20 protein-coding genes and 1 pseudogene are annotated in these 20,914 nt (G+C 56.3%); 5 read left to right on the top strand and 16 right to left on the bottom strand.

Annotation, left to right across the window (positions count from 1 at the left end):
• From LW884_06740 to LW884_06750, 3 genes are all read right to left on the bottom strand, one after another.
• Window positions 1-217: transposase (locus LW884_06740; GenBank protein MCE3008024.1), on the bottom strand; the 217-nt coding region annotated here is incomplete at its 3' end.
• Between the two features lie 260 nt (window positions 218-477).
• Window positions 478-786 (bottom strand): T9SS type A sorting domain-containing protein, encoded by a 309-nt coding sequence (locus tag LW884_06745; GenBank protein MCE3008025.1) that lies wholly within the window; start codon window positions 784-786, stop codon window positions 478-480.
• A 464-nt stretch (window positions 787-1,250) separates the two neighbouring features.
• On the bottom strand, window positions 1,251-2,099 hold the full coding sequence (locus LW884_06750; protein MCE3008026.1) for a PQQ-binding-like beta-propeller repeat protein: 849 nt from the start codon (window positions 2,097-2,099) through the stop codon (window positions 1,251-1,253).
• A 316-nt stretch (window positions 2,100-2,415) separates the two neighbouring features.
• On the opposite strand from LW884_06750, the gene LW884_06755 reads away from it, so the two are divergent.
• Both LW884_06755 and LW884_06760 read left to right on the top strand, forming a co-directional pair.
• Entirely contained in the window at window positions 2,416-3,012 is a 597-nt protein-coding gene (locus tag LW884_06755; GenBank protein ID MCE3008027.1) for a sigma-70 family RNA polymerase sigma factor, read from the top strand.
• A gap of 80 nt (window positions 3,013-3,092) precedes the next feature.
• Window positions 3,093-3,800, top strand: coding sequence for a LytTR family DNA-binding domain-containing protein (locus LW884_06760; protein MCE3008028.1), 708 nt, complete (start codon window positions 3,093-3,095; stop codon window positions 3,798-3,800).
• Window positions 3,801-3,857: 57 nt separating this feature from the next.
• Here LW884_06760 and LW884_06765 read toward each other — a convergent pair whose 3' ends face one another.
• From LW884_06765 to LW884_06800, 8 genes and pseudogenes are all read right to left on the bottom strand, one after another.
• Window positions 3,858-4,469: a phosphatase PAP2 family protein gene (locus LW884_06765; protein ID MCE3008029.1), complete on the bottom strand. Its 612-nt coding sequence runs from the start codon at window positions 4,467-4,469 to the stop codon at window positions 3,858-3,860.
• Window positions 4,470-4,504: 35 nt separating this feature from the next.
• Window positions 4,505-5,722, bottom strand: a complete 1,218-nt coding sequence (locus LW884_06770) for a peptidoglycan DD-metalloendopeptidase family protein (protein ID MCE3008030.1) — start codon at window positions 5,720-5,722, stop codon at window positions 4,505-4,507.
• Window positions 5,694-6,464: a DUF4292 domain-containing protein gene (locus tag LW884_06775; GenBank protein ID MCE3008031.1), complete on the bottom strand. Its 771-nt coding sequence runs from the start codon at window positions 6,462-6,464 to the stop codon at window positions 5,694-5,696. Before LW884_06775 ends, LW884_06770 begins: the two co-directional genes overlap by 29 nt.
• The gene (locus tag LW884_06780; protein ID MCE3008032.1) at window positions 6,461-8,173 is read right to left on the bottom strand and encodes a tetratricopeptide repeat protein; all 1,713 of its coding nucleotides are present in this window, start codon (window positions 8,171-8,173) and stop codon (window positions 6,461-6,463) included. Before LW884_06780 ends, LW884_06775 begins: the two co-directional genes overlap by 4 nt.
• Before the next feature lie 19 nt (window positions 8,174-8,192).
• Window positions 8,193-9,191: an NTP transferase domain-containing protein gene (locus tag LW884_06785; GenBank protein MCE3008033.1), complete on the bottom strand. Its 999-nt coding sequence runs from the start codon at window positions 9,189-9,191 to the stop codon at window positions 8,193-8,195.
• Window positions 9,192-9,222: 31 nt separating this feature from the next.
• Window positions 9,223-9,654 carry a dUTP diphosphatase gene (gene dut / locus LW884_06790; protein ID MCE3008034.1) on the bottom strand — a complete coding sequence of 144 codons (432 nt, stop codon included), beginning with the start codon at window positions 9,652-9,654 and terminating at the stop codon, window positions 9,223-9,225.
• A gap of 105 nt (window positions 9,655-9,759) precedes the next feature.
• A pseudogene (locus LW884_06795) lies at window positions 9,760-9,972 on the bottom strand (4a-hydroxytetrahydrobiopterin dehydratase).
• A 32-nt stretch (window positions 9,973-10,004) separates the two neighbouring features.
• Entirely contained in the window at window positions 10,005-11,300 is a 1,296-nt protein-coding gene (locus LW884_06800) for an asparagine synthetase B (protein MCE3008035.1), read from the bottom strand.
• Between the two features lie 120 nt (window positions 11,301-11,420).
• On the opposite strand from LW884_06800, the gene LW884_06805 reads away from it, so the two are divergent.
• The gene (locus LW884_06805; GenBank protein MCE3008036.1) at window positions 11,421-12,107 is read left to right on the top strand and encodes a DUF2807 domain-containing protein; all 687 of its coding nucleotides are present in this window, start codon (window positions 11,421-11,423) and stop codon (window positions 12,105-12,107) included.
• A gap of 95 nt (window positions 12,108-12,202) precedes the next feature.
• Here the strand turns inward: LW884_06805 and LW884_06810 are convergent, their stop codons facing one another.
• From LW884_06810 to LW884_06825, 4 genes are all read right to left on the bottom strand, one after another.
• Window positions 12,203-13,375 carry a phosphoribosylformylglycinamidine cyclo-ligase gene (locus tag LW884_06810; GenBank protein MCE3008037.1) on the bottom strand — a complete coding sequence of 391 codons (1,173 nt, stop codon included), beginning with the start codon at window positions 13,373-13,375 and terminating at the stop codon, window positions 12,203-12,205.
• Between the two features lie 69 nt (window positions 13,376-13,444).
• The gene (locus LW884_06815; protein MCE3008038.1) at window positions 13,445-15,541 is read right to left on the bottom strand and encodes an OmpA family protein; all 2,097 of its coding nucleotides are present in this window, start codon (window positions 15,539-15,541) and stop codon (window positions 13,445-13,447) included.
• Between the two features lie 201 nt (window positions 15,542-15,742).
• Window positions 15,743-16,561 (bottom strand): oxidoreductase, encoded by an 819-nt coding sequence (locus LW884_06820; GenBank protein ID MCE3008039.1) that lies wholly within the window; start codon window positions 16,559-16,561, stop codon window positions 15,743-15,745.
• A 106-nt stretch (window positions 16,562-16,667) separates the two neighbouring features.
• Window positions 16,668-17,543 carry a helix-turn-helix transcriptional regulator gene (locus tag LW884_06825; protein MCE3008040.1) on the bottom strand — a complete coding sequence of 292 codons (876 nt, stop codon included), beginning with the start codon at window positions 17,541-17,543 and terminating at the stop codon, window positions 16,668-16,670.
• Window positions 17,544-17,647: 104 nt separating this feature from the next.
• Here LW884_06825 and LW884_06830 point away from each other — a divergent pair, with 104 nt between their 5' ends.
• Window positions 17,648-19,369, top strand: coding sequence for an amino acid permease (locus LW884_06830; GenBank protein MCE3008041.1), 1,722 nt, complete (start codon window positions 17,648-17,650; stop codon window positions 19,367-19,369).
• On the opposite strand, the gene LW884_06835 is transcribed toward LW884_06830, so the two are convergent.
• Window positions 19,366-19,683, bottom strand: coding sequence for a hypothetical protein (locus LW884_06835; GenBank protein MCE3008042.1), 318 nt, complete (start codon window positions 19,681-19,683; stop codon window positions 19,366-19,368). The genes LW884_06830 and LW884_06835 overlap by 4 nt on opposite strands.
• 146 nt (window positions 19,684-19,829) lie before the next feature.
• Here LW884_06835 and LW884_06840 point away from each other — a divergent pair, with 146 nt between their 5' ends.
• Window positions 19,830-20,888 (top strand): efflux RND transporter periplasmic adaptor subunit, encoded by a 1,059-nt coding sequence (locus tag LW884_06840; GenBank protein ID MCE3008043.1) that lies wholly within the window; start codon window positions 19,830-19,832, stop codon window positions 20,886-20,888.
• Window positions 20,889-20,914 lie beyond the last annotated feature (26 nt).

Here is a 20,914-nt window from a genome sequence, read left to right on the forward strand (position 1 = left end):
AATGGTTAATCCTATGGTGCTCAAAGCCATCCAGCACAAGCCCATCATAACTTCTGTAACTATCTGTAAATAAAACACTTGACGGATCTACGTGGTCTCGTATGATGCTATGAAGTGTTCTGGCTGTTACGTCTGGCACCACCTCTACATACACTTTTCTTCCTCGCTTGAGTAGTCCAAATACAGGCCAGTTGATCGGCCTCTCAATTCCTTCCAAACGCCTCCAAAGTAGCTTTCATCCGGCTCCATCTCTCCTACCTGTTGCTCAAATTCTTTGGTTTGATGGACTAAGGTCTGCTCAAGAAAAAAGCGATAGTAACGATTTATTGTGTTTCGATTAATCTGCAAAAGACTCGAGGCCTGGGTGGCTGTTAGCTCCAGGGCGAATGCCTGCAGGATTTTTCTGCTTATACCTGCTTAACCTTCTGTTATTCCTTGACTTACAAGGCTATTTGTTGTGCCTTGTAAGTCAAGCCCCTAGTTATACAGCCACAGACACTGAGTGTGCAGCAGTGTGCCGCCAGGAGACAGCACCCGGGCCAGGTAGACAGAGGGTATCAGTGTGTCTACGGCCACCTGTGGGGCACCGTCTAACCGTACATCTAGCAGCCTTCTGCCCTGCAGGTTGTACAGCTGTAGCGTGCTACCAGTTGGATAGCTCAAGGTGCCTGGGCTCACATACAGGCGCAGCAGGGTCTCTCCCTTTGCCTTAGCGCGAGAGGTAGGGGGATCCGGAGTAGGGGGATCCGGATCGTTTGGATCCTCAGAAATATTTCCAAAACACATGACCCCAAAATTTGTAGTCCCTGCCACAAGACGTGTCTTTGCATTTTTTTCGACAGTAAGCCGCGGCGCACTGCCTGCGTTTAGGAAATTCAATGCGTTATCTGAAAGCTTGTACTTAAAATGGATGCTTCGGGTATCAAGATTTAGTACAACAAGAAAAGATTGGCCTGTTGCTGTTGGAGGAGATGGTGTAACCCCAAACGACATATAGGTCTGCCCATTTTTTGAGAATATGGTAGTAGAAGTATTGATGCCCACGGGGTTTGCTGCATTGACCAGCGCACTGTAGTCTATTTCTTCTATCAAATTTCCGTTATGCTCGTCTAATCTAGTCAATCTTCCATAAATCGGCCTGGGATAAAACCATATGCCCCCGCGAGGGTCTTTGTTTATTGAAGAGATTAACCGCTCGTTTGTCGGAATATCGTATGTCCAAAGCAATTGCCCTGAGGTTCCCAGATCTTTTACCGCAAACACTTTGGGTGCTCTCTCTCCACCATCCAACCCTTCACCATCAAAAAAATAGTATCACCAGAAACATATGGGCTGGCACCTGATTCGGAGCGAAAGGGGAAGCTCCAAACTTGCGTCATAGCAGTTGGCGATACATCAATTGCAACCAAAGCACCCTTGTTGGGGAACCTAGACCCCAAAAAGTAAATCCTATTTCCTGCCGCCCCTACGGTATTGAGAGATCCATAACTTCCAATGGATAAATTTAAATTGGGAGAAAGAACAGAAGTTTGTACGCCTGTTTCTTTATCATAGGCTGCAATGGGACCGTTTCGGCTGGCAATAACAATTTGTCCACTCTCCGTTAAATTCAAACTAAGCGGTTGATCCCCTCCTTGCCCATTTGTAGGAGTCATCCAGACCACCTGGCCCAAGGGGTCGAACCGAACCACCTTGTCTTTATCGGCAACAATAAGACCTCCATCATTGCCCATTAAATGTCCAGAAAGACCGGCCGTGCTGCCCAAAATACCGGAGTCTGTAAAAAGCAGATTCCCATCAAAGTCGTAAACGACCAGATTATCCAGATCAGGGTTATCAGTATTCTGAAACGAACACGCGACTCGATCATTGGCGGTAGCACACCAGGCGCACACCCTTGCGTCCTCGTATCTTTTCCAAAGCAGAGAGATCTCTCCGCTAGGGGGGAGAGAGGGGGAAACATCGGACATCGCAGGATCACAATGTACCATGGGGCAACCGCCAGTAGCCAAGGTAAATGGCTGAGCGGTGCTGGTAAATGGAAATACCAAAACTAAGCAGACGCCGATAAGTATAACTCTTAATATATCTATTTTCACGTTTTTAAGAAAATTGGTATTACTAACCATAAACTAGTAATAGAGTGGGGTGTATTCTTCTATTGAGAACCCTGAATGTAAAAGTAAGCATAAATATCAGGTAGGTCAAGCGCTTATCCGGACCCCTAGAATTTGAGATTTAACCTTGGACGCTCCACTTCCTAGCTCGCAGGACACTACCAAGAGACAGCCCTACTAGCCCGACACAAAAGCGCATAGCCCTGGGGATAAACCCCCTAAAATTGTCACTGCTCGGATTATTCTGGTATATTTACGGCTGGGCCACGGCCCTGTCCGGCTATGTGGTACTACCTAAATGGCAAGAAAGAGTCGAAATAAAGAAGAAGATGGGCTGCTGATAGACCGGGCAAAACAGGGCGATGAAAAAGCCTATGAGGTCCTGCTAAAGAAGTATCAGAAGTCTGTATACTACCTGATATACAAGATGATCCGCAACCCGGAGGATGCGGAGGACCTAACACAGGAGACTTTTGCCAAGGCTTTTGGTAGCCTGGTGTCCTTCGATCCCAAGTTTGCATTCAGCACCTGGTTGTTCAAGATCGGATCGAACTCAGCCATCGACTTCATCCGGCGGAAGAAGATGCAAACCCTCTCCATCAACCAAGGAGGCGCAAATGATGAAACCGGTAACCCGGTGCTACAACTGAAAGATGGAAACCTGGTGCCGGATGAGAAGCTGCTGAAGCAGCAGCGCAAGGAGTATCTGCAGGTGGCCATCGGGCAGCTACCTACCCGATACCGCCAGCTGGTTATCCTGCGCTACTTCGAGGAACTTTCGTACGAGGAAGTGGCCCTGGAGCTACAGATCCCCCTTGGCACCGTAAAGGCCCAGCTACACCGGGCCAGAGAGCTGCTGTATGGAGCGCTGAACAATATGGAAAACAAACTATAGGAATTTGCGGCACCCAATCAACATATTGGCACCCTGCCTACCCCTCAGCACACTATCAGATTTAACCCCGCACCCGTTATATGAATCGTGTTCTATCCGCTTTTGTCGTCGATGATGACAAGGTCTCGCGCATCCTGATTGAAAAATTTGTTGCACAAACTGATTTTCTCGAGCTAAAGGGGTCCTTTTCCAACGCAGAAGAGGCACTGGTGGCCCTGCAGCAGGAAGACATAGACCTGCTGTTTCTGGACGTTGAGATGCCCAAAATATCGGGCATGGAGATGCTGAAGTCGCTAAAGATCAGACCGCATGTTGTACTGATTACCAGCAACCGGGAATATGCCCTGGAGGCCTTTGAACACCATGTAACGGACTACCTGCTCAAGCCCTCTGAGTACACCCGCTTCCTGAAGGCCGCTACCCATATCCGAGAAGAAGTGGAAGCCGACCTGAATGCCCTGGCCGGAGAGAATCCGGATTTCCTCTTCGTCAAGCACAATGGGCGGCACGTAAAGATCCGGACAGCCGACATCAAGTGGGTAGAAGCCATTGGCGACTATGTGGAAATCCATACAGTAGGGCAGAAGCAGTATGTGATACACGCCACCATGAAGGTGATGGAGAAGAAACTGGGCCGCCCAGACTTCATCCGCGTGCACCGCAGCTACATTGTCCGCATAGACCAGATTGAGGAGATAGAAGACGGCACCATCGTCATTGTAGGCAAGTTCATCCCCATTGGCAAAAGCTATAAGAAGCAGCTGCTGGATGCAATCAACATGATATAGGGAGCGCCTGCAAATGGCCTGCGAGACCAGTACGCAAATGCCGGGAGGCACGCCAGCCTATAGCAACGCCAGCCCCAGCACCAGGAGGGCTGCGGCGACAGCCAGCAGCCGGAAGACTCTGCCCCAGCACGCGGATACCCAGTGCCCCAGCCGCGCCTGTAGCGGCAGGTAGCAGAGGGGGGTAAGCAGCAGGCCCAGCAGGCTGCCTGCCGCCACATCCAGCGGAAAGTGCGCACCCACATACACGCGGCTGATGGCTACGGCAAAGGCCAGGCCCGCCCATAGCCAGCCCAAGCGCGGATAGCGTAGCGCCAGCAGCACGGCCGCTGTATAGGCCGTAACGCTGTGGCCAGAGGGGAAGCTGTGTGCCCTGGGCGTGCCGGGCAGAAAGGCCCCCTGCGGGAAGAAATGCGCCGGGCGTACCCAGTCGGCAAACACCAGCTGCTTCAGCAGCTGGGCTACCAGGCCCGTGAGCACCACACAGAGCGTAAATACCAGCATCTGGCCTGCAGCGCGGCGCGGCAGTGCCAGCAGCAGGAGGGCCACTACAACAGCCGAGTCTCCCACCCAGGTAAGCAGCTGCCAAAAATGCGGCGGCGGATAGGCGTACAGGGCCTCATACAGGCCTGCATTCCCCCACCACAGGATGGCAGCGGCTAGCAGGCTCAATAGTAATCCGGCAAGTAAATAGAACCCCCGCATGGCTACTTTTGGGCTAGCCAACTGATGGGGTTTACGGGGTTAAAGCCCTTGTAAATCTGAAAATAGAGCTGAATCTCACCCGTATCGCTATTGGCCCGCACGGTGCCGATCTCTTGCAGCACGGCCAGCTGGTCGCCTACTTTTACCGACACCTGCTCCAGGTTGGCATACACGCTGCGGTAGCTGCCATGCTGCACGATGACCACCTGCCCGTAGTTCGGTATCCGGCTAACGAGGGTTACCTTACCATCAAATACGGTGCGCACCGCCTGCCCCTGGCGGGTGGAGATGTAGATTCCGTCGTTGATTACCTCGCCCCCGGTAGCGGTGCGGCTACGGCCAAAATAGCCGGTTACCACACCCTGGTTCATCGGGATGGGCCAAGGCAGCTTGTGGCGGTTTTTCTCAAACACACCATTTAGCTGGTTTACCACATCTTTGTTCGCCACGGTGGCATTGGCTTCCACCATTTTGCGGATTCGGGCACGGATAAGGGCCAGCTCGCGCTTGTACTCCTGTATCCGGTCCTCGTAGTTTTTCTGCTTACCCCGCAGCTGGTTATACAGTTGGTCCTTTTCCTCTTTTGCCCGGGATAGCTTGCCAGTTTCCTCTTGCCGGTCGCCGCGCAGTTTCTTTTGCCGCGCCAGCTTGGCTTCCTTTTCGCCCTTTTTCCGGGCCAGGTAGGCGCTTGTCCGCCGGATCAGTTCTATCTGCTGCTTGCGGTACTTGGCAGCCTCGCGAAAGTAGACCAGCCGGTCGTAGGCCTGGGCAAAGCTTTCGCTGCTCATGAGCCAGAGCATCATCGACATATCATCCTCGCCCAGATAGGCCAAGCGGGCAGCCTGGCCGTAGCTTTTCTGGAAAGTGGCTACATCCGCTACCAGAGACCCGATGATGCCATCTATCTGGTCTATATCGCGGCTAATGCCGTCTATTTCATCATTGATGACCTTTACCAAGCGCTCGCGCAGGTTGATCTGTTCTTTTAGCAGCACCAGTTCGTTGAACGATTTGCGCTTGATGCCTTGCGTTTGGCGCAGCAGTAGCTCGGTCTGCTTCACCTGTCGGCGCAGTAGCTCTTCTCGGCTTTTCAGGTTATTTATCTGGCTACTGCCAGCCTGCTGGGCATACAGGCGGTAGTAGCTGCCCACTAGCCCCAGCACTGCCAGCAGGGCGAGTGTGAGAATGGGCTTAGCAGGGGTTGATCTTTTTATACTCATCGGGCACCGAGAAGGATAGGCGCAGCTCCTCCGGATCGTAGCTCACCTTTTTGTGCTCCAGGTTTGCCTCCAGGATATACCGGCCCGTTACCTGCAAATTTAGCGAAAAAGGGAGCTGCGACAGGCCAGCATCTTGGTAGTGGCCATAGGTAACTGTGGATTGCTGATCTCCCGACAGCAGCCCAGCTATGATTTTTTCTGGACGATCTTCATCCTTGTGGATAAAAATCTGCCCTTTGGTCAAATGATTCTCGAAGACAAAGGTGGTGGGCGGCCCGGGGCTATAGCCGCGTACCAGGCTATCGGGTAGGGGGAAGTTGCCAAGCAGGAGTGCCTCGAGCGTGGAGAAGCTGACGGGCATGCCCAGCCGCTGGCTCAGGCAGGGGTAGTCGAGCACGAACGCCTGCCGCGCCATTCGGTTCAGTACCCACACGCTATCCGGCGTGGCTAGTAGGCGTATGCCTTCCAGGCCAAACTTCTGCGCTGTTAGCCAGATGCTCTCGCCACGCGTCATGCGCAGCCGGTAGGTAAACCCCACCTCCTGGCCTTCCATAGTCAGCTCGGCCTTGCCCCTTACTTCCAGGCGGGTGTAGGTATAGGCAGCCTGGTGGATCCGCTCCAGGGCTGCGGCCTGCTCCTTTGCAGCCCTGCGCTGGGCGCGCGTGCCATATTCATGCGCCTTGCAGCCTACGGTAGCGAGCAGCACCAGCATCAGGCCAAATAGAGAACGGTGCGACATCATCTGGGTAGGCTATCGTTTGTGTTTTCCGGGTTGCTTTTGGGTCCACCCAGCTCCTCTGCCTTTTTTCGGTATTGTTTTGCCTCGTGCAGGTTTCCCATGGCCTCGTATATGGCTGCCAGATGTGTGGCAGCATCGGCACTGGGCGCGGCCTCATAGGCTTTTTTTACCCATTCCAGGGCCTTCTCCATCTTGCCCTGCTTGTATAGCACCCAGCCGTAGGTATCGTGAAAATTTGCATCGTCTGGCCGTATTCTTAGGGCCTGCTCGATCATTTCCTGCGCGCGGTCCAGGTCTGTGCCACGTAGCGACAGGAAGTAGGCGTAGTTGTTTAGTGCCGTGGCATCGTTCGGATTTGCTGCCAAGGCTTTTTCGTAGGCCGCGTTGGAGGCCGGATAGTCGCCCAGATAGTGCAGGGCATCGCCCATCAGTACCAGCATGTGCTGCACCCGTTGGTCTTCGGCTAGCTGTACAAAGCGTTCGGCGGCGGCGGCGGCAGTGGCATAGTCTTTGTTTTGATAACTGCCCTGGGCCTGCCAGAACAGCAGGTCCAGGTTGTTGGGGTACACCTCCAGGGCACGGGCAGCATCGGCCTGCAGGCTATCCCAGCTGCGCAGCTGTATATCCAGGCTGATAAGCTGCTTCCACAGGTTCAGGTCCGTATCGTCTAGCCGCACCGCCTTGCGAATGTAGTAGCGGGCACTGTCTTGCTGCTGGTCCAGGTTCAGGTACTTTTCGCCCAGGTAGCTGGCTAGCAGCGAATTGTTTGGGTGCTGTGCCTCCAGGCTGCGCAGCAGGTGCCAGATCCGCCGTTGCTGGGCCTGGTTATTCACGTCTGTATCGGCCCGTATCAGCAGTTGTACTTTTTTGTCTAGCTCTATCTCTTCCAAGCCTACGGCTTTTTCCAGCAGCTCGTAGCTCTGTGCTGTATCTCCGGCCTGCTCTGCAGCCTCTATCATGCGGAAGAGCACAAAGGCATCGGTGGCATCCTCGGCATATAGGCGGGCTAGCAGGTCGCGGGCTTTGTCGGCCTGCTCGGTCTGCAGGTACAGGTCGTACAGCTCGTACTGATAGCTGCGCACACTGGGGTAAAACTGCACCAGTCTCAGCATCTCGGCTATGGCCTGCTGGGGTTCATTCAGGTACAGGTAGATTTCTTTTTTCTGCCGGATTATATCGGGGTCTACGCCTTTTCGTGCCAGCAGGGTGTCGTATAGGCCAAGGGCAGCGCGATATTCCTTGGCATGCAGATAGTTTTGGCCCAGCTCAATGAGCAGGTCTATGTCCTGCGGAAACTGCTTGCGTGCAGCCTCCAGGGTTTTTCTGCTTGCCTCCCGGTCGTTGTTGGCTTGTTGGATCCGGGCTAGCTGTACGTGGTAGTACACATTGCCTTTGTCCGACTTCATGGCCGCCTGGGCGTGTGGCAGGGCTGCCTGAAACTGGCGTTCAGAATACAAGAGTTCGGCCACCAGGTAGTGCGCGGCACCGTGCTGTGGGTCTATCTCCAGCACCTGCTCATAGAGCGCCAGGGCTTCTTTGGGGTACTCTTGTGCTTGCTTCGTGGCTCCGTCTATGAACAGGGCGGCCAGGCGCTGCTGTTGTTCTTCAGAGAGCTTAGTGCCCCGGCCGTCTGGTGTGCGCTGGGTAGCCTGCTGGGTGCGGCAGCCCGCCAGCAGCAGGGTGCACAGCACCAGAACGGAGATACGTAACATACGGTAATATACGAAAAAACTATACAGCCGAATAGTCGCCGATGTTCAGCACCTCGGGTGTGCGTAGCACCTGGGTGTGGCTGCCTATCATGGCGTGCGACAGGTTGGCGTACCGGATCTGGCTATCAGTCTGTATGATGGTGTCGGACAGTATACTGTTATGAACGACAGAGTTGGCCCCGATTGATACATAAGGCCCCACTACAGACTGCCGCACCTCTGTACCCGGGCCGATGTAGCAGGGCTGAATAACGATGCTGTCCACAATCTTTGCCTGGCTACTCACTTGGCTTTCAGCCTGGCTCAGGTCCAGGATGCGTGCATTGGTTTCCAGTACATTGTCTTTGTTGCCACAGTCCATCCATTCCAGCACCTCACCGGCGGCAAAGCGCATGCCCTTGTCTTTCATGTTAGCCAGGGCATCGGTTAGCTGGTATTCGCCCTTGCTCCGCAGGTCATTGTCCAGCAGGTACTGAATTTCATCGCGTAGCCGGGCACCATCCTTTACGTAATAGATGCCGATGATGGCCAGGTCGCTCACAAACTGATCGGGCTTCTCCACCAGGTCCTCTATCACACCCTGCGCATTCACCTTTACCACCCCGAAGGAACGGGGATCTTCAACGGATTTTACCCAGATAACGCCATCCATCTCGCGGTTCAGCACAAAGTCGGCCCGGAAGAGGGTGTCGGCAAAGCCAATGATTACCTCGCCATCCAGGCTCTCTTGTGCGCATTGTATGGCGTGGGCTGTGCCCAGGGGCTTATCCTGATAATAAATTGTGCCCTTTGCGCCCAGCCTGGCTGCTACGGCTTTCAGGTCTGCCTCCACCTGTGGCCCAAAATCTCCGATAACGAAGGCAATCTCCTCGATTTTGCCCGTATAGGTGGCGGCTATGTCCTCTACCAGTCGCTGCACAATAGGCTTGCCTGCTATGGGCAGCAGGGGCTTAGGGGTGGTGAGGGTGTGGGGCCGGAGGCGTGAGCCTCGGCCGGCCATGGGGATGATGATTTTCATGCGACCAGTATAAGGGAGGTCAAAATTAGCCCTAAACCCCCGTATGTCCAAAGCCCCCCTCGCCCCGCTCGGTGGCTTCCAGGGCCTCCACCGGCTCCCACTCGATGTACGTAACGGGGGCCAGCAGCATCTGGGCAATACGCATGCCATCCTCCACCAAAAAAGGGCTGGTACCGTGGTTGATGAGGATCACCTTCACCTCGCCCCGGTAGTCGGCATCCAGGGTGCCCGGGCTGTTTAGCAGGGTAATGCCATGCTTGGCCGCCAGCCCGCTGCGGGGGCGCAGTTGAATTTCGTAGCCCTCGGGTATCTCCAGATACAGGCCAGTGCCGATGGCCTGAAAGGCTCCGGGTGCCAGGCTAAGCGGCTGGGCCAGGCAGGCGCGTACATCCATGCCCGCAGCGTGCATGCTCTCGTAGGCGGGCAGGCTGTGCCCGGCAGTGTTGCGTACTTTTACTCTCATAGGGTAGGGGCCCGTGGGCTCTATTTGTGCTATATGGCCATGGCGGCTACACGCGGCAGCCAGGTCAAAGTCTTTGGCGGTAATTCCATCCACCTCGTGCGTGCGTAGCCAGATCTCCACCCTGCCATAGCGGTTTTTCCACATCGGGTGGTGGTTAGCCTTCTCGGCCTCGGCTGCTACCGCCGCCATGAAGGCGAAGGCCTGTGCAAAGTCGGCAAAGGCAAAGGTTCGGCACAGGCTGCCCGCGCGGTACTGCCAGCCGGGCACCTCTTCCAGCCGGTGGTGGATTTCTGTTTCGGTATAGGGCACTGGTGCCATGCGCATCTGCGTGGCGTAGGTGTGTGGCGTTATCAGGTCTTCTTCTTTTGTTTTTTTGCGGCAGGGAACAGCACATTGTTCAGGATAAGGCGGTAGCCTGCGCTATTGGGGTGCAGGGTCAGGTCTGTAGGGGGTTCGCCCACCATGTGCTGGTAGTCTTCGGGGTCGTGCCCGCCGTAGAAGGTCCACATGCCCCGGCCAAAGTTGCCGTGTATGTAGCGTGCTTCGCCGGCGCTTTTCAGCTGGCCCATTACCAGTACATCGGGTTTCAGAAACTGACTGCGAAAGGCCGTGGTTTGCCCCATAAATCCCTTTACGGTGCGGGTGTGGTTTTGGGTAAGCATGGTGGGCACGGGGTCCCACTTGGCCGAGAACTCGAATAGGGTGAAGTAGTCCAGGCTCTGCGGCACCTGCCGGCCTACGCTGGGCGAGGCATCTATATCCGAGTACTCATATACCTGGGGGTTTCGCTCTACGTGGAAACCCTGAAAGGCCAGGCACTGGTCAAATACCAGTTTGTCCTGATAGTCGGGGTCTACACCGTCTCCATCGTACATACGGTCGCAGATGTCCGTGTGCATGGCTGCCAGGGCAATGTCGTAACTGTCGGTAGCACTGCACATGGCAAAGAGGAACCCCCCCTGCTCCAGGTAGTCGCGTATGCGCATGGCTACGGCCAGCTTCAGCTGGCTCACCTTGCCAAATCCATATTGACGGGCAATGGTCTCATTCTCCTGCACCTGTTCCCTGTACCAGGGCTGGCTGCCATAGCTGGCCCAGAACTTGCCATACTGGCCGGTAAAGTCCTCGTGATGCAGGTGCAGCCAGTCGTACTCCTTCAGCTTGCCGTCCATTACCTCGGGGTCGTATATCACGTCGTATGGAATCTCGGCATATGTGAGCACCAGGGTAACGGCATCATCCCAGGGCTGGGCACTCTTGGGAGAATAGACAGCAATTTTGGGCACTTTTTCCAGTTTCACTGCATCCTGGTTGCTGCTCTCGCTGCCAATTGATTGCAGAATTTGGGCATAGGCGTTGTCCGATATCTTCTCGTAGTTCACATTGCGGATCAGCAGTTCCTGCTCAAACTTCTCGTAGGCCGGAAAAGCAAAGCTGCCCCCCCGGTAGTTCAGCAGCCAGTCTACCGGCTGCTCATGCGCCAGCACCCAGTATGCCACGCCATAGGCCTTCAGGTGTTCGGCCTGCTGCTCATCCATGGGCAGCAGTAGCACGGCCGCCCGCACTGGCAGGCTACACAGCAGTAGGCACAGCCAGAGCAGGCAGCAGGTGTGTGGGCGTGTGGGGCGAGACAGGAGGTGCACCATAGGGCTAAAACGTACAAAATAGGCCACCCGTTGCAGGCGAACCTAAAACTAGCAAAGATTCCGGCTCTGTGTGGCTTGTGAAGATATTTTCTAGCTTTACGGAACCCAAATTGAAGCTTTATGAAAAAGAAATTGACGCTTGCCTGCCTGGCCATGGCATACCTATCAGCGCTGAGCTACGTGCAGGCCCAGAGTTTACAAGGTGCCCGTTTTCACACCGTGGTGTACGAGGGTACACAGACCCTCACCCTGCTGGATGGCCCCTTGAATGACCATCTGGTGCTGGCCACCCCCGCAGACTCGGCCAAGGTTCGGTTCTCCGTTATGAATGGGGTGCTGTACGTGGAAGAGATGGCTGAGATAAGCGGCCGTGCTAACATAATCGTCTCCATACGGGGTATAGACAGCGTTTGGGTGGGAGGCTATGCCCGCCTGGCCAGCAATGTGCCTATACAGGAACGATTTGCGCTCTACTGCGAGGGCAATGCCTCGACCTACCTGCATGCCGAGCTACCCGCCGGCCAGCAGTTGCGCGTCTACAATGCCAGCGAAGGCGATGTATCCGTACATGGCCATACCGATGCGCTATATATATGGAATGGCGGAAAGGGCCATGTTGAGGCACGCACCCTGCATGCCCAGGATGTGCAGGTGGACCTGATGGGTAAGGGCGATGTATTTATCCAGCCACACGGAAAGCTGTACGCAAATGTGGAGGGTGCCGGTTACGTATACTACGTCAGCAAACCCGTAGATGCCCAAACCAAGAATGGCGTGGGTGGCGGAGATATGGTGCGGCTGTACTAGATTTTATTCCCCAATTCCCCCTCATTCCGCCCCCCCTCTCTCAAGGGTGGGGGGGACGGAATGACGGGTAGTGGGCAGGCCGAGAACACCCAAGATCAGGGGTACTGTAGCACCTGGCCCGCATGGTGCACCGCCAGCGTAGCCTTTGGCCCAGCCCCGGGCTCTACACGCCCCACCACCTGCGCCTGTAGGTGCAGGCTAGCAGCCTGCTCGATAATTACCTGAGCGGTATCGGCATCCGTGTAGATCTCCAGCCGGTGCCCCATGTTGAAGGTGCGGTACATCTCCTTCCAGGGCGTATGCATGGCCGCCTGTATCTCCCGGAAGATAACGGGAATCTCCATCAGGTTATCCTTAACGATGTGCACCCCCTGGGGTGCAAAGTGCAGGCACTTGGTTTGTCCGCCGCCCGTGCAGTGGATCAGGCCGCCAATCTTTGAGCGATACTCGGCCAGCAGGGGCCTTAGCAGGGGCAGGTACGTGCGTGTAGGGCTCAGGATCATGTGCCCCACATCTACCGGCACGCCGGCTATAGGGTCGGTCAGCCGGTACTTGCCGGCATAGGTTACGGCCTCTTCCAGGCTAGGCTCCAGGGTTTCGGGGTAGTGCACCTTGTAGTAGCTGGCCAGCAGGTCGTGCCGCGCACTGGTGAGTCCATTGCTGCCTATGCCACTATTCCAGCTCTGCTCATAGCTGGCCTGGCCACTGCTGGCCACCCCCACGATCACCTGGCCGGGCTGTATGTTTATCTCCATTACCTCGTCCCGGGCCATGCGGCCCGCTACGGTATAGCCCACATCCAGGGTGCGTACCAGGTCGCCCACGTCGGCAGTTTCGCCTCCGGCTAGCCAGGCCTCTATGCCATACTTTCTCAGGCTGTTCAGGTAGGCATCGGCATGGGCTATCAGCACGCCCAGCACCTCGCCGGGTATGCGTGCCTTGTTTCGTGCAATGTTGGACGAAACAACGAAACCCGTTGTCATGCCCGCGCAGGCCATGTCGTCCAGGTTCATTACCAGCGCATCCTCTACAATGCCCTTCCATACGTCCAGGTCCCCCGTCTCGCGCCAATAGAGATAGGCCAGGATGGGCTTGGTGCCTGCCGTATCAGTATGCAGCAGGCAGGCATGGGCCGAGCTGTGGGCAAAGTAGTCGGGCAGGATTTTGCAAAACGCATTTGGGTACAGACCCTTATCCAGGTGCGAAATGGCAGCGTGTACGTCCTCTTTTCCGGAGGAAACACCCCTGCGGGCATACAGGTCACTCATCTTTTTGTATGAGAAATTGTGGCAATAAAAAAGGGCGGAGAGTCCGCCCTTATGATTACACAGTTTTTGTTACCGGGCCTTGGGTGTAAAGTCCATGCTGCGGATCCGGAATTCCGTACGGCGGTTGGCCTGCTCATCTGCGTCAGACAGCTCCGGGTATTTGAAGGGGCGTGTTTCGCCGAAGCCAAAGCTGGACAGGCGCTTTTCGTCTATGCCTGCTTCTACCAGGTAGGTTACTACACTCTTGGCCCTGCGGTTGCTCAGGCGCACGTTGTAGCGCTCAGATCCATTTGTGTCTGTGTGAGAATTGATCTGGATCGTGATGCTGGGGTTGTCTTTCAGCAGCTTGACCAGCTTCTCCAGGGTGCGAATGCTCTCGGGGCGCAGGTCGGCCTTGTCAAAGTCGTAGTAGATATTGTCCAGGAAGACAATCATGTCGATTTCGATCGGCGGTAGCAGGATGTCTATATTGGCCTCCAGCCTTTGCGCACCCTTGCCTTTTACCTCCCGCGCATCCACGGTCATGTCCTTGGACAAGTATTCGGGGGCTGTACCCACCAGTTTGTAGCGATATCCTCGCTCGATGCTCATGCTGTAGCGTCCGTCCTGCTGGGTTTTCATCGTGTCCAGCGGCGTTAGGCTTCCGTCCTTTTCGTAGCGGAAGAGGGTAACCGTGGCAAAGGGGATAACCTGCTTGGTGTTTTCGTTGCGCACCAAGCCCTGCACCGTGAGCGATAGGGGTGGGCAGTACTGCTTCACAATACGGTAAATGTCATCATCGCCTTTTCCGGCCCGGTTGCTGGTCAGGTAGCCTATGCTGTCTTGCTCGGTCCAGATCAGGGCAAAGTCGTCGTAGCTGGTGTTTATGCCCGCTCCCAGGTTTTTGGGTGCAGACCAGGTGGAGGTACTACCCTCGGCCTCGTACAGGTCGTAGCCGCCAAAGCCGGCAAAGCCCCCGGCACTGGCAAAATAGATTTTCTTTCCGTCGGCCCCCATGTGTGGGCTCATTTCATTGCCGGGCGTATTAATGGATCCCGCATTTACGGGCGTACTCCAGCTGGTGCCCGCCTTGCTGGAGACCCAGATGTCCATGCCCCCTTTTCCGCCCTCGCGCGTGGAGGCAAAGTACATGGTGTTTCCGCCATCGGCCAGGGTGGGGTGCATGTCTACCGTAGGCACATCCTTGGTTTTGCCCTTGCTGTTTATCACCACTTTTTGGGTTCCTGCTATTCCGGGCACTTTTTCGAATAGGCCCCAGCTGGCAGTTTCGGCATCGTACTTGGATTCGTAGATGCTGCAGCCCCATTTCTTTTTGAAGCGACCTTCTCCACAGATGGTGTAGTACATTACCTTGCCTGTGGGGTCTATTACGGCGTTCCCGTCATTAGACTTGGTATTAATCAGGGTGCCCAAGTTTTCTGGCTGACCAAAAGTGCTGTCATTTTTCATGCTCGCGATCCACAGATCCCTGTAGGGCTTTCCATCCTCCGGATAGGCTCCACGGGGCACCTCGCAGCGATCTTTCGGTTTCTTCTTTGGCTTGTAGCCGCGGTTCTGCGGGCTCTCGGCCGTGAATATCAGGAAGCTGTCTGCCTCCACGGCAAAGATTGCCGGGAAGCCCTCGTCGTACACCGTTTGATTTATCGTTTTCATCCCGGCATCTCGGGTTACACGCCAGCCAGGGCAGTCCTTATTGGTCTCCATTTCTACCTTGGCATACTCGATGCCAGCCAGCTCGTACCGGGTTTGCTTCAGGTAATAGTCATTGGGGTCGGTAACCGGATAACGGCTCAGAAAGTCCTCAAAAGTCTTCTTGGCGTTGTCATACTGCCCCAGTGTCTTCAGTACCTGTGCCAGGTCGTAGTACAGGGTGTCGTTGCCGTTTGCATTCTGCAGCAGAGCATCCTCCATGTACTTTTTGGCTTGCTCGTAGTTGTTCAGGTACCAGTTGGTACGTCCCAGCAGGTAGCTAAGCTCAAAGCATGGGGTTTTTATGCCCTCCCAAGTACATTTCGCCTTGGCCAGTTCGCGATTTTTATACGCTTTCAACCCCTCGCTGAATATCCTCAGCTCTTCTTTGCTCAAACCGGTGCAGGGTGGCTGTGCGTGGGCATATCCCAGTGTGAACAGCAACAAGAAGCCCAGCAGGATTGTTTTTTTGGACATGGCAGGAATTAGGAAAGCTTTTGACAACTACGCAAACTTATAAAAATTTCGTAAAGGCACACAAAGTAAATCTTTGGCTCAGCGCGTGTGGGCTGTTCCCGGTTTTTCTTTCTGCTTCTCGGGCATGTCCTTTTGGGGCGGTTTTGCCAGCGCATCCTTGCGCGAGGCGTACCGTACGTTGCCATTTGGGCGATTTACGGCCTATGGGCCGAAGATGGCCTGGCTGGCTAGCTCCCTGGCAGCATCCAGGTCTGTCTGCACCTGGTCTAGCTTGGTCTGTATGGTCATCAGGGCGGTTTTGCCCAGGGGCAGTCGCAGGGGTGGGTCTGCCCGATGCACCAGCTGCCCGATGGCCTTGGCGGCCTTGGCCGGGTCTCCCTCTTGCTGGCCGTGCACGGCAGCTATTTTCTCACGAAACGTCCCGGCTGTTGCCTGGTAGTCGGCTATCCGGTTTTCGGCTTGCACAAAGCCGGGGCCTGCAAACTGGGTGCGGAAGGGCCCAGGCTCTACCAGGCTTACCCGGATGCCCAGGGGGGCTAGCTCCTGCGCCATAGCCTCACTCATCCCCTCTAGCGCAAACTTGCTGGCATTGTATAGGCCAAAGCCTGCAAAAGCCTTGATCCCCCCATGCGAGGAGATTTGAACAATATGTCCCCGCCGCTGGGCCCGCAGCTGCGGTAGCAGCAGCTGGGTAAGCCGCAGGGTGCCAAAGAAGTTGACCTCGAACAGTCGTCGGGCTTCGGCCATGCTGGTTTCCTCTATGGCGCCTGCCATGCCCAGCCCGGCGTTATTCACCAGTACATCCAGTTCGCCCACCTGCGCCACGGCCTCCTGTATGCTCGCCGCGTCGCTCAGGTTCATTACCAGCCCCAGGCCACGGCCCGCATACTGCTGGCTGTAGGCTGCTGCCTGTGCCAGCTGACGAAAGGTAGCGTATACATACGCGCCCTGCTCCAGGGCTTCTTTGGCTATGGCTAGCCCGAGGCCCGAGGAGGCACCGGTTACTAGCCATTTTTCCATGGCGTTTGATTTCATGCACAAATATCTCAAGCCTCGCCCAGGGTGCCGGGTAGCCGGGATGCAAGCTTGGGTATATTTCGAACTAGAGGCCTGGGCGGGCCCGAGTCTACGAGTGGGGCTGTGGGTGCGTAGCCGCAAACTGTGCCCGGTAGGCCAGGGGGGCTATGCCCAGGTGTTTGCGGAAGGCTTTGGCAAAGTGAGAGGTATCGTGGTAGGCCAGTTGGAAGGCAATTTCGCTTATGGTCAGCGTCGTATAGGCCAGCAGGCGCCTGGCCTCGGTCAGGCGGCGCTGCTCTATGTGCCAGCGGGTAGGCTGGCCGCTTACAGCCACACAGCATCGGCTTAGGTGCTGGGTGCTCAGCCCCAGTTGGTCGGCGTAGTAGGTGGTGCCCACTTCGGCGGTGAAATGCTGCTCCAGTAGGCTGCGGAAGCGTTTGTATGCGATTAGCTGGGGGGTGGCATAGGCCGCACCAGGCCGCGCTCGTTCAATCAGCAGCAGGATCACCTCCAGGTAGGCGCGTTGCAGGGCGGGCGCTGTTTCGGCCTCCAGGGCCTGTAGGAGCAGTAGCAGCCGTTGCCAGTCTGCCGTGCCAGGCACGAAGAGTGGCTCTGTGCTGGGGTTGTCCAGATAGCTCAGCCCCAGCAGCAGGTTGGTATCGCGCCGGCCACTTAGAAAAAACGCTTCGGTAAACATCAGTGTACCTCCCCGGAGGTGCTGCCACCACTCGAAGGCATGCAGCTGGCCGGGCGAGATAAAGAAGAGCGAGCCTGGCCCCAGCTGGTAGCGCCGCCCGTCTATAGCCTGCATGCTGTGCCCCTGCTCCACCCACAGGATCTCGTAAAAAGCATGGGTGTGCGGGTCTTCCACTTCGGGCTCGGCCATCTGCTCAAAGCGGGTGAGGGCAAAGGGAACATCGGCATGGGGCTGATGGACGAAGGGCCCTATGGGGTAGTGCGGAAAGTTTCGATACAGCTGGGGCATATACTACACAACCTGCAAGCGGCACAGTTCAGGGCCGCATAGGCTCAAGATAAACATAAACGGTGATGCAGGCTACTTGCCAAAACTTTGTGTAAACTAGGCGTATGAAATGGACGCAAACCCTCCTACGTCGCAAAACCCTGGACCGCATTCTGGAGCAAGAGGCCACCCGGCCCGAGGGCGAGCGCATGCACCGGCGCATGACTGTGCGCGACCTTACGGCCTTTGGCCTTGCTGCCATCATTGGCTCGGGCATTTACAGCGCCATTGGCGAGGCCGTATTTCAGGGCGGGCCGGCCACCAGCCTGCTGTATGTATTCACCGCCCTGGCCTGTGGGTTGGCAGCCCTGTGCTATGCCGAGTTTGCCAGCCTCATCCCCATCAGCGGGTCGGCCTACACGTATAGCTATGCAGCCTTTGGCGAGCTGTTTGCCTGGATCATCGGCTGGGATTTGATCATCGAATACGGGATTGGCAACATTGCGGTAGCCATCAGCTGGAGCGACTACTTCACCCAGCTGTGGAGCAGTGTACCCGGCCTGCACTGGCCTGCGTGGCTCGGCATGGATGCCCTGAGCGCCGCGAACGGACATGAAAAGGCCGAGGCGTTGCTTGCCGCGGGCCAGCCCCTGCCAGCCTACCTGGCCGAGGCCCGTGCGGCCTGGCAGCAGGCCCCTGTACTGCTGGGCCTGCCGCTTATACTGGACCTGCCTGCCCTGCTGATTGTGGCCCTGATAACCTACATTGCCTACATCGGCATCCGCGAGAGCAAGCGGGCCGGAAACCTGATGGTGGCCGTAAAGCTGCTGGTACTGCTGGTGGTGGTGGTGCTGGGAGCCTTCTTTATCGATACCCAAAACTGGCAACCCTTTGCCCCGCGTGGCTGGGCCGGGGTGATGGGGGGCGTGGCTGCCGTCTTCTTTGCCTACATCGGCTTCGATGCCATCAGCACCACAGCCGAGGAGGCCAAAAACCCCCAGCGAGACCTGCCACGGGCTACACTCTACAGCCTGGGCATCAGCACCCTACTCTACGTTCTGGTGGTGCTGGTACTCACGGGCATGGTGCCCTTTACCGAGCTAAAGGTGGGCGATCCACTGGCCTACGTGTTCGAATACGTGGGCCTGGGGTGGATGAGCGGCATTATAGCGGTGAGCGCCGTTTTTGCCATTGCCAGTGTGCTGCTGGTTTTTCAGGTAGGGCAGCCGCGCATCTGGATGAGCATGAGCCGCGATGGTCTACTGCCCCCCCGCTTTGGACGACTACATCCCCGTTTTCGCACCCCGGGCTTCAGCACCATCATGACGGGGCTACTGGTGGGTCTTCCGCTCCTGTTTGTAAACCTGGAGGAGATGCTTAACCTCAGCTCCATTGGTACCCTCTTCGCCTTTGTGCTGGTGTGTGGTGGCATCCTGCGCCTGCACCAGGATGAGGCCTACCGCAAGCATCCAAACCGCCGCTTCCGGCTGCCTTATATATCGGCCCGGGCACCCATGCCCCTGCTGTACATGGTTGGCTGGTATGTGGTGGCCCTACAGGCCCCCCAGGCCATCGAGCATTTCTTTGCCCCCACCAGCCTGTACGAGATGCTGCCCACCTACCTGTTTGTACTGGTAGTAACCGGGCTTACGGTCTGGGCTTTCCTCCGTAGCCTGAGCCTGATCCCCCTGCTGGGCCTGATATGCTGCCTGTACCTGATGAGCCAGCTGCATGTGAGCAACTGGCTGCGCTTCCTCCTCTGGCTGGCAGTGGGGCTGGTTATCTACTTCGGCTACGGCCGCAGGCACAGCCGGCTGAATGCGGCTACTACGCCGCCTGCTGCCTAGTGTGCGTGCTGCCCCTGCTGCGGGCTGGGGCTGTGTGTGCCGTGGGCACCCTGTTCTTGTGTGGGGTGGTTGCTCCTGCAGCATGCCTGCTTTTTGCCCACTCCCCTGCAGCATGCCTGTTTCTGGCAGCTACCCTGGTGGCACTTCTTCATCTGGCACATGCCTGCCTGGCACAGGGCGCAGGTGCCGGCCGCGCAGGCCGTGTGGGTAGGGCAGGGGCAGTAGTTGGCTTTGCTGCCGCTACGTGCCACCATCAGGGCTATAAAAAAGGCCAAAACAAGCACCGTAGTGCCCACCAGTAGGTTCTGTTTCATCGCACAAAGATAGGGCTTGTACTTTTTCTGAAAAAAAGTAGATCGGCGGGCACCAAACAGAATGGAAACGCGTTCGGCTTGGAAACTATGAATGTCTTGAAAGTTTCCTCGTTCCTATTCTTCCCTACGTTTATTTCTGTCGTACTATGAAAAAGTGGCTCCGTATCTCCCTCCTGATTGTTGCGCTAGTAGGCGCATCCATCCTGATCTACGCCCGCCTGGAGAGTAATAAGGCCGAAATGGAGGCCGAGGCTCGGATAGAGGTATTGGAAAAGATACCGGTAAAGATGGCCCGGGTGACCGAAGAGAAAATGAGTAACACCCTGCAGCTGGTGGGCACGGTGGAGGCCAACCGCACCGTACGCATAAGCAGTGAAGCCACAGGCAAAGTGGAGCGTATCTTCTTTGACGAAGGCACCTATGTGGCCGTAGGCACCCCCCTGCTAAAGCTGAATGATGAGCAGATACGTGCTAACCTGGTGGCTGCCAAGGCAAACTATGAGAAGGCCCGCAAGGACTGGGAGCGCTTTGAGGCCCTGGCCAAAGAGAATGTGGCTACCGGCCAGCAGCTGGATAATGCCCGGCTGATGCTGGCAACGGCCCAAAGCCAGTATGAGATAGCCCAAAAGCAGCAAAAGGACACAGAAATATACAGCCCTACCTATGGGGTGGTAACCCAGCAGCTGATTGAGCAGGGCGAGCTAGCCAACCCCGGTAGCCCGGTGGCCGAAATTACGGACATCAGCAGGCTGAAGGTAAAGGTGCGTGTGGGCGAGCAGGAGGCCTTCCGCCTAAAAATGGGAGAATCGGTAGCCATCACCACCGAGGTGTTTCCGGGCACTACCTTTCGGGGTTCTATCACCTACATCGGGGTGCAGGCAGACAAGGCCCACACCTACCCGATAGAAGTAAGCCTGGTGAACAACCCGCAACGGCAGCTAAAGGCAGGTATGTTTGCCAAAGTGAACTTCACCCAGCAGCAGAAAGAAACCAGCGCGGTTATACCACGCGAGGCCCTGGCTGGCAGTGTAAAGGACCCCTATGTGTATGTGATAGAGGGCGGAGTGGCCAGGAAGCGGCCCATACAGCTGGGCCTGCAGCAGGAGGACCGGCTGGAGGTACTCAGCGGCCTGAAACCGGGCGAGCAGGTAGTAACAGCCGGGCAGTATGGACTGACCGATGGCGCCCAGATAAGCATTCAGTAAGGCATCTGTTACCCATTTATCATCAA

The sequence above is a fragment of the Bacteroidota bacterium genome (assembly GCA_021300195.1).
GTDB lineage: Bacteria > Bacteroidota > Bacteroidia > J057 > JAJTIE01 > JAJTIE01.

What these genes read in the sequence shown, in the direction of transcription:
- LW884_06830 (MCE3008041.1), top strand. Translation starts at nt 17,648, where the DNA reads ATGAAATGGACGCAAACCCTCCTACGTCGCAAAACCCTGGACCGCATT.
- LW884_06755 (MCE3008027.1), top strand. Translation starts at nt 2,416, where the DNA reads ATGGCAAGAAAGAGTCGAAATAAAGAAGAAGATGGGCTGCTGATAGAC.
- LW884_06785 (MCE3008033.1), bottom strand. Translation starts at nt 9,191, where the DNA reads ATGAAAATCATCATCCCCATGGCCGGCCGAGGCTCACGCCTCCGGCCC.
- LW884_06760 (MCE3008028.1), top strand. Translation starts at nt 3,093, where the DNA reads ATGAATCGTGTTCTATCCGCTTTTGTCGTCGATGATGACAAGGTCTCG.
- LW884_06770 (MCE3008030.1), bottom strand. Translation starts at nt 5,722, where the DNA reads ATGAGTATAAAAAGATCAACCCCTGCTAAGCCCATTCTCACACTCGCC.
- LW884_06805 (MCE3008036.1), top strand. Translation starts at nt 11,421, where the DNA reads ATGAAAAAGAAATTGACGCTTGCCTGCCTGGCCATGGCATACCTATCA.
- LW884_06820 (MCE3008039.1), bottom strand. Translation starts at nt 16,561, where the DNA reads ATGGAAAAATGGCTAGTAACCGGTGCCTCCTCGGGCCTCGGGCTAGCC.
- LW884_06835 (MCE3008042.1), bottom strand. Translation starts at nt 19,683, where the DNA reads ATGAAACAGAACCTACTGGTGGGCACTACGGTGCTTGTTTTGGCCTTT.
- dut (MCE3008034.1), bottom strand. Translation starts at nt 9,654, where the DNA reads ATGAGAGTAAAAGTACGCAACACTGCCGGGCACAGCCTGCCCGCCTAC.
- LW884_06815 (MCE3008038.1), bottom strand. Translation starts at nt 15,541, where the DNA reads ATGTCCAAAAAAACAATCCTGCTGGGCTTCTTGTTGCTGTTCACACTG.
- LW884_06800 (MCE3008035.1), bottom strand. Translation starts at nt 11,300, where the DNA reads ATGGTGCACCTCCTGTCTCGCCCCACACGCCCACACACCTGCTGCCTG.
- LW884_06745 (MCE3008025.1), bottom strand. Translation starts at nt 786, where the DNA reads ATGTGTTTTGGAAATATTTCTGAGGATCCAAACGATCCGGATCCCCCT.
- LW884_06810 (MCE3008037.1), bottom strand. Translation starts at nt 13,375, where the DNA reads ATGAGTGACCTGTATGCCCGCAGGGGTGTTTCCTCCGGAAAAGAGGAC.
- LW884_06840 (MCE3008043.1), top strand. Translation starts at nt 19,830, where the DNA reads ATGAAAAAGTGGCTCCGTATCTCCCTCCTGATTGTTGCGCTAGTAGGC.
- LW884_06825 (MCE3008040.1), bottom strand. Translation starts at nt 17,543, where the DNA reads ATGCCCCAGCTGTATCGAAACTTTCCGCACTACCCCATAGGGCCCTTC.
- LW884_06780 (MCE3008032.1), bottom strand. Translation starts at nt 8,173, where the DNA reads ATGTTACGTATCTCCGTTCTGGTGCTGTGCACCCTGCTGCTGGCGGGC.
- LW884_06775 (MCE3008031.1), bottom strand. Translation starts at nt 6,464, where the DNA reads ATGATGTCGCACCGTTCTCTATTTGGCCTGATGCTGGTGCTGCTCGCT.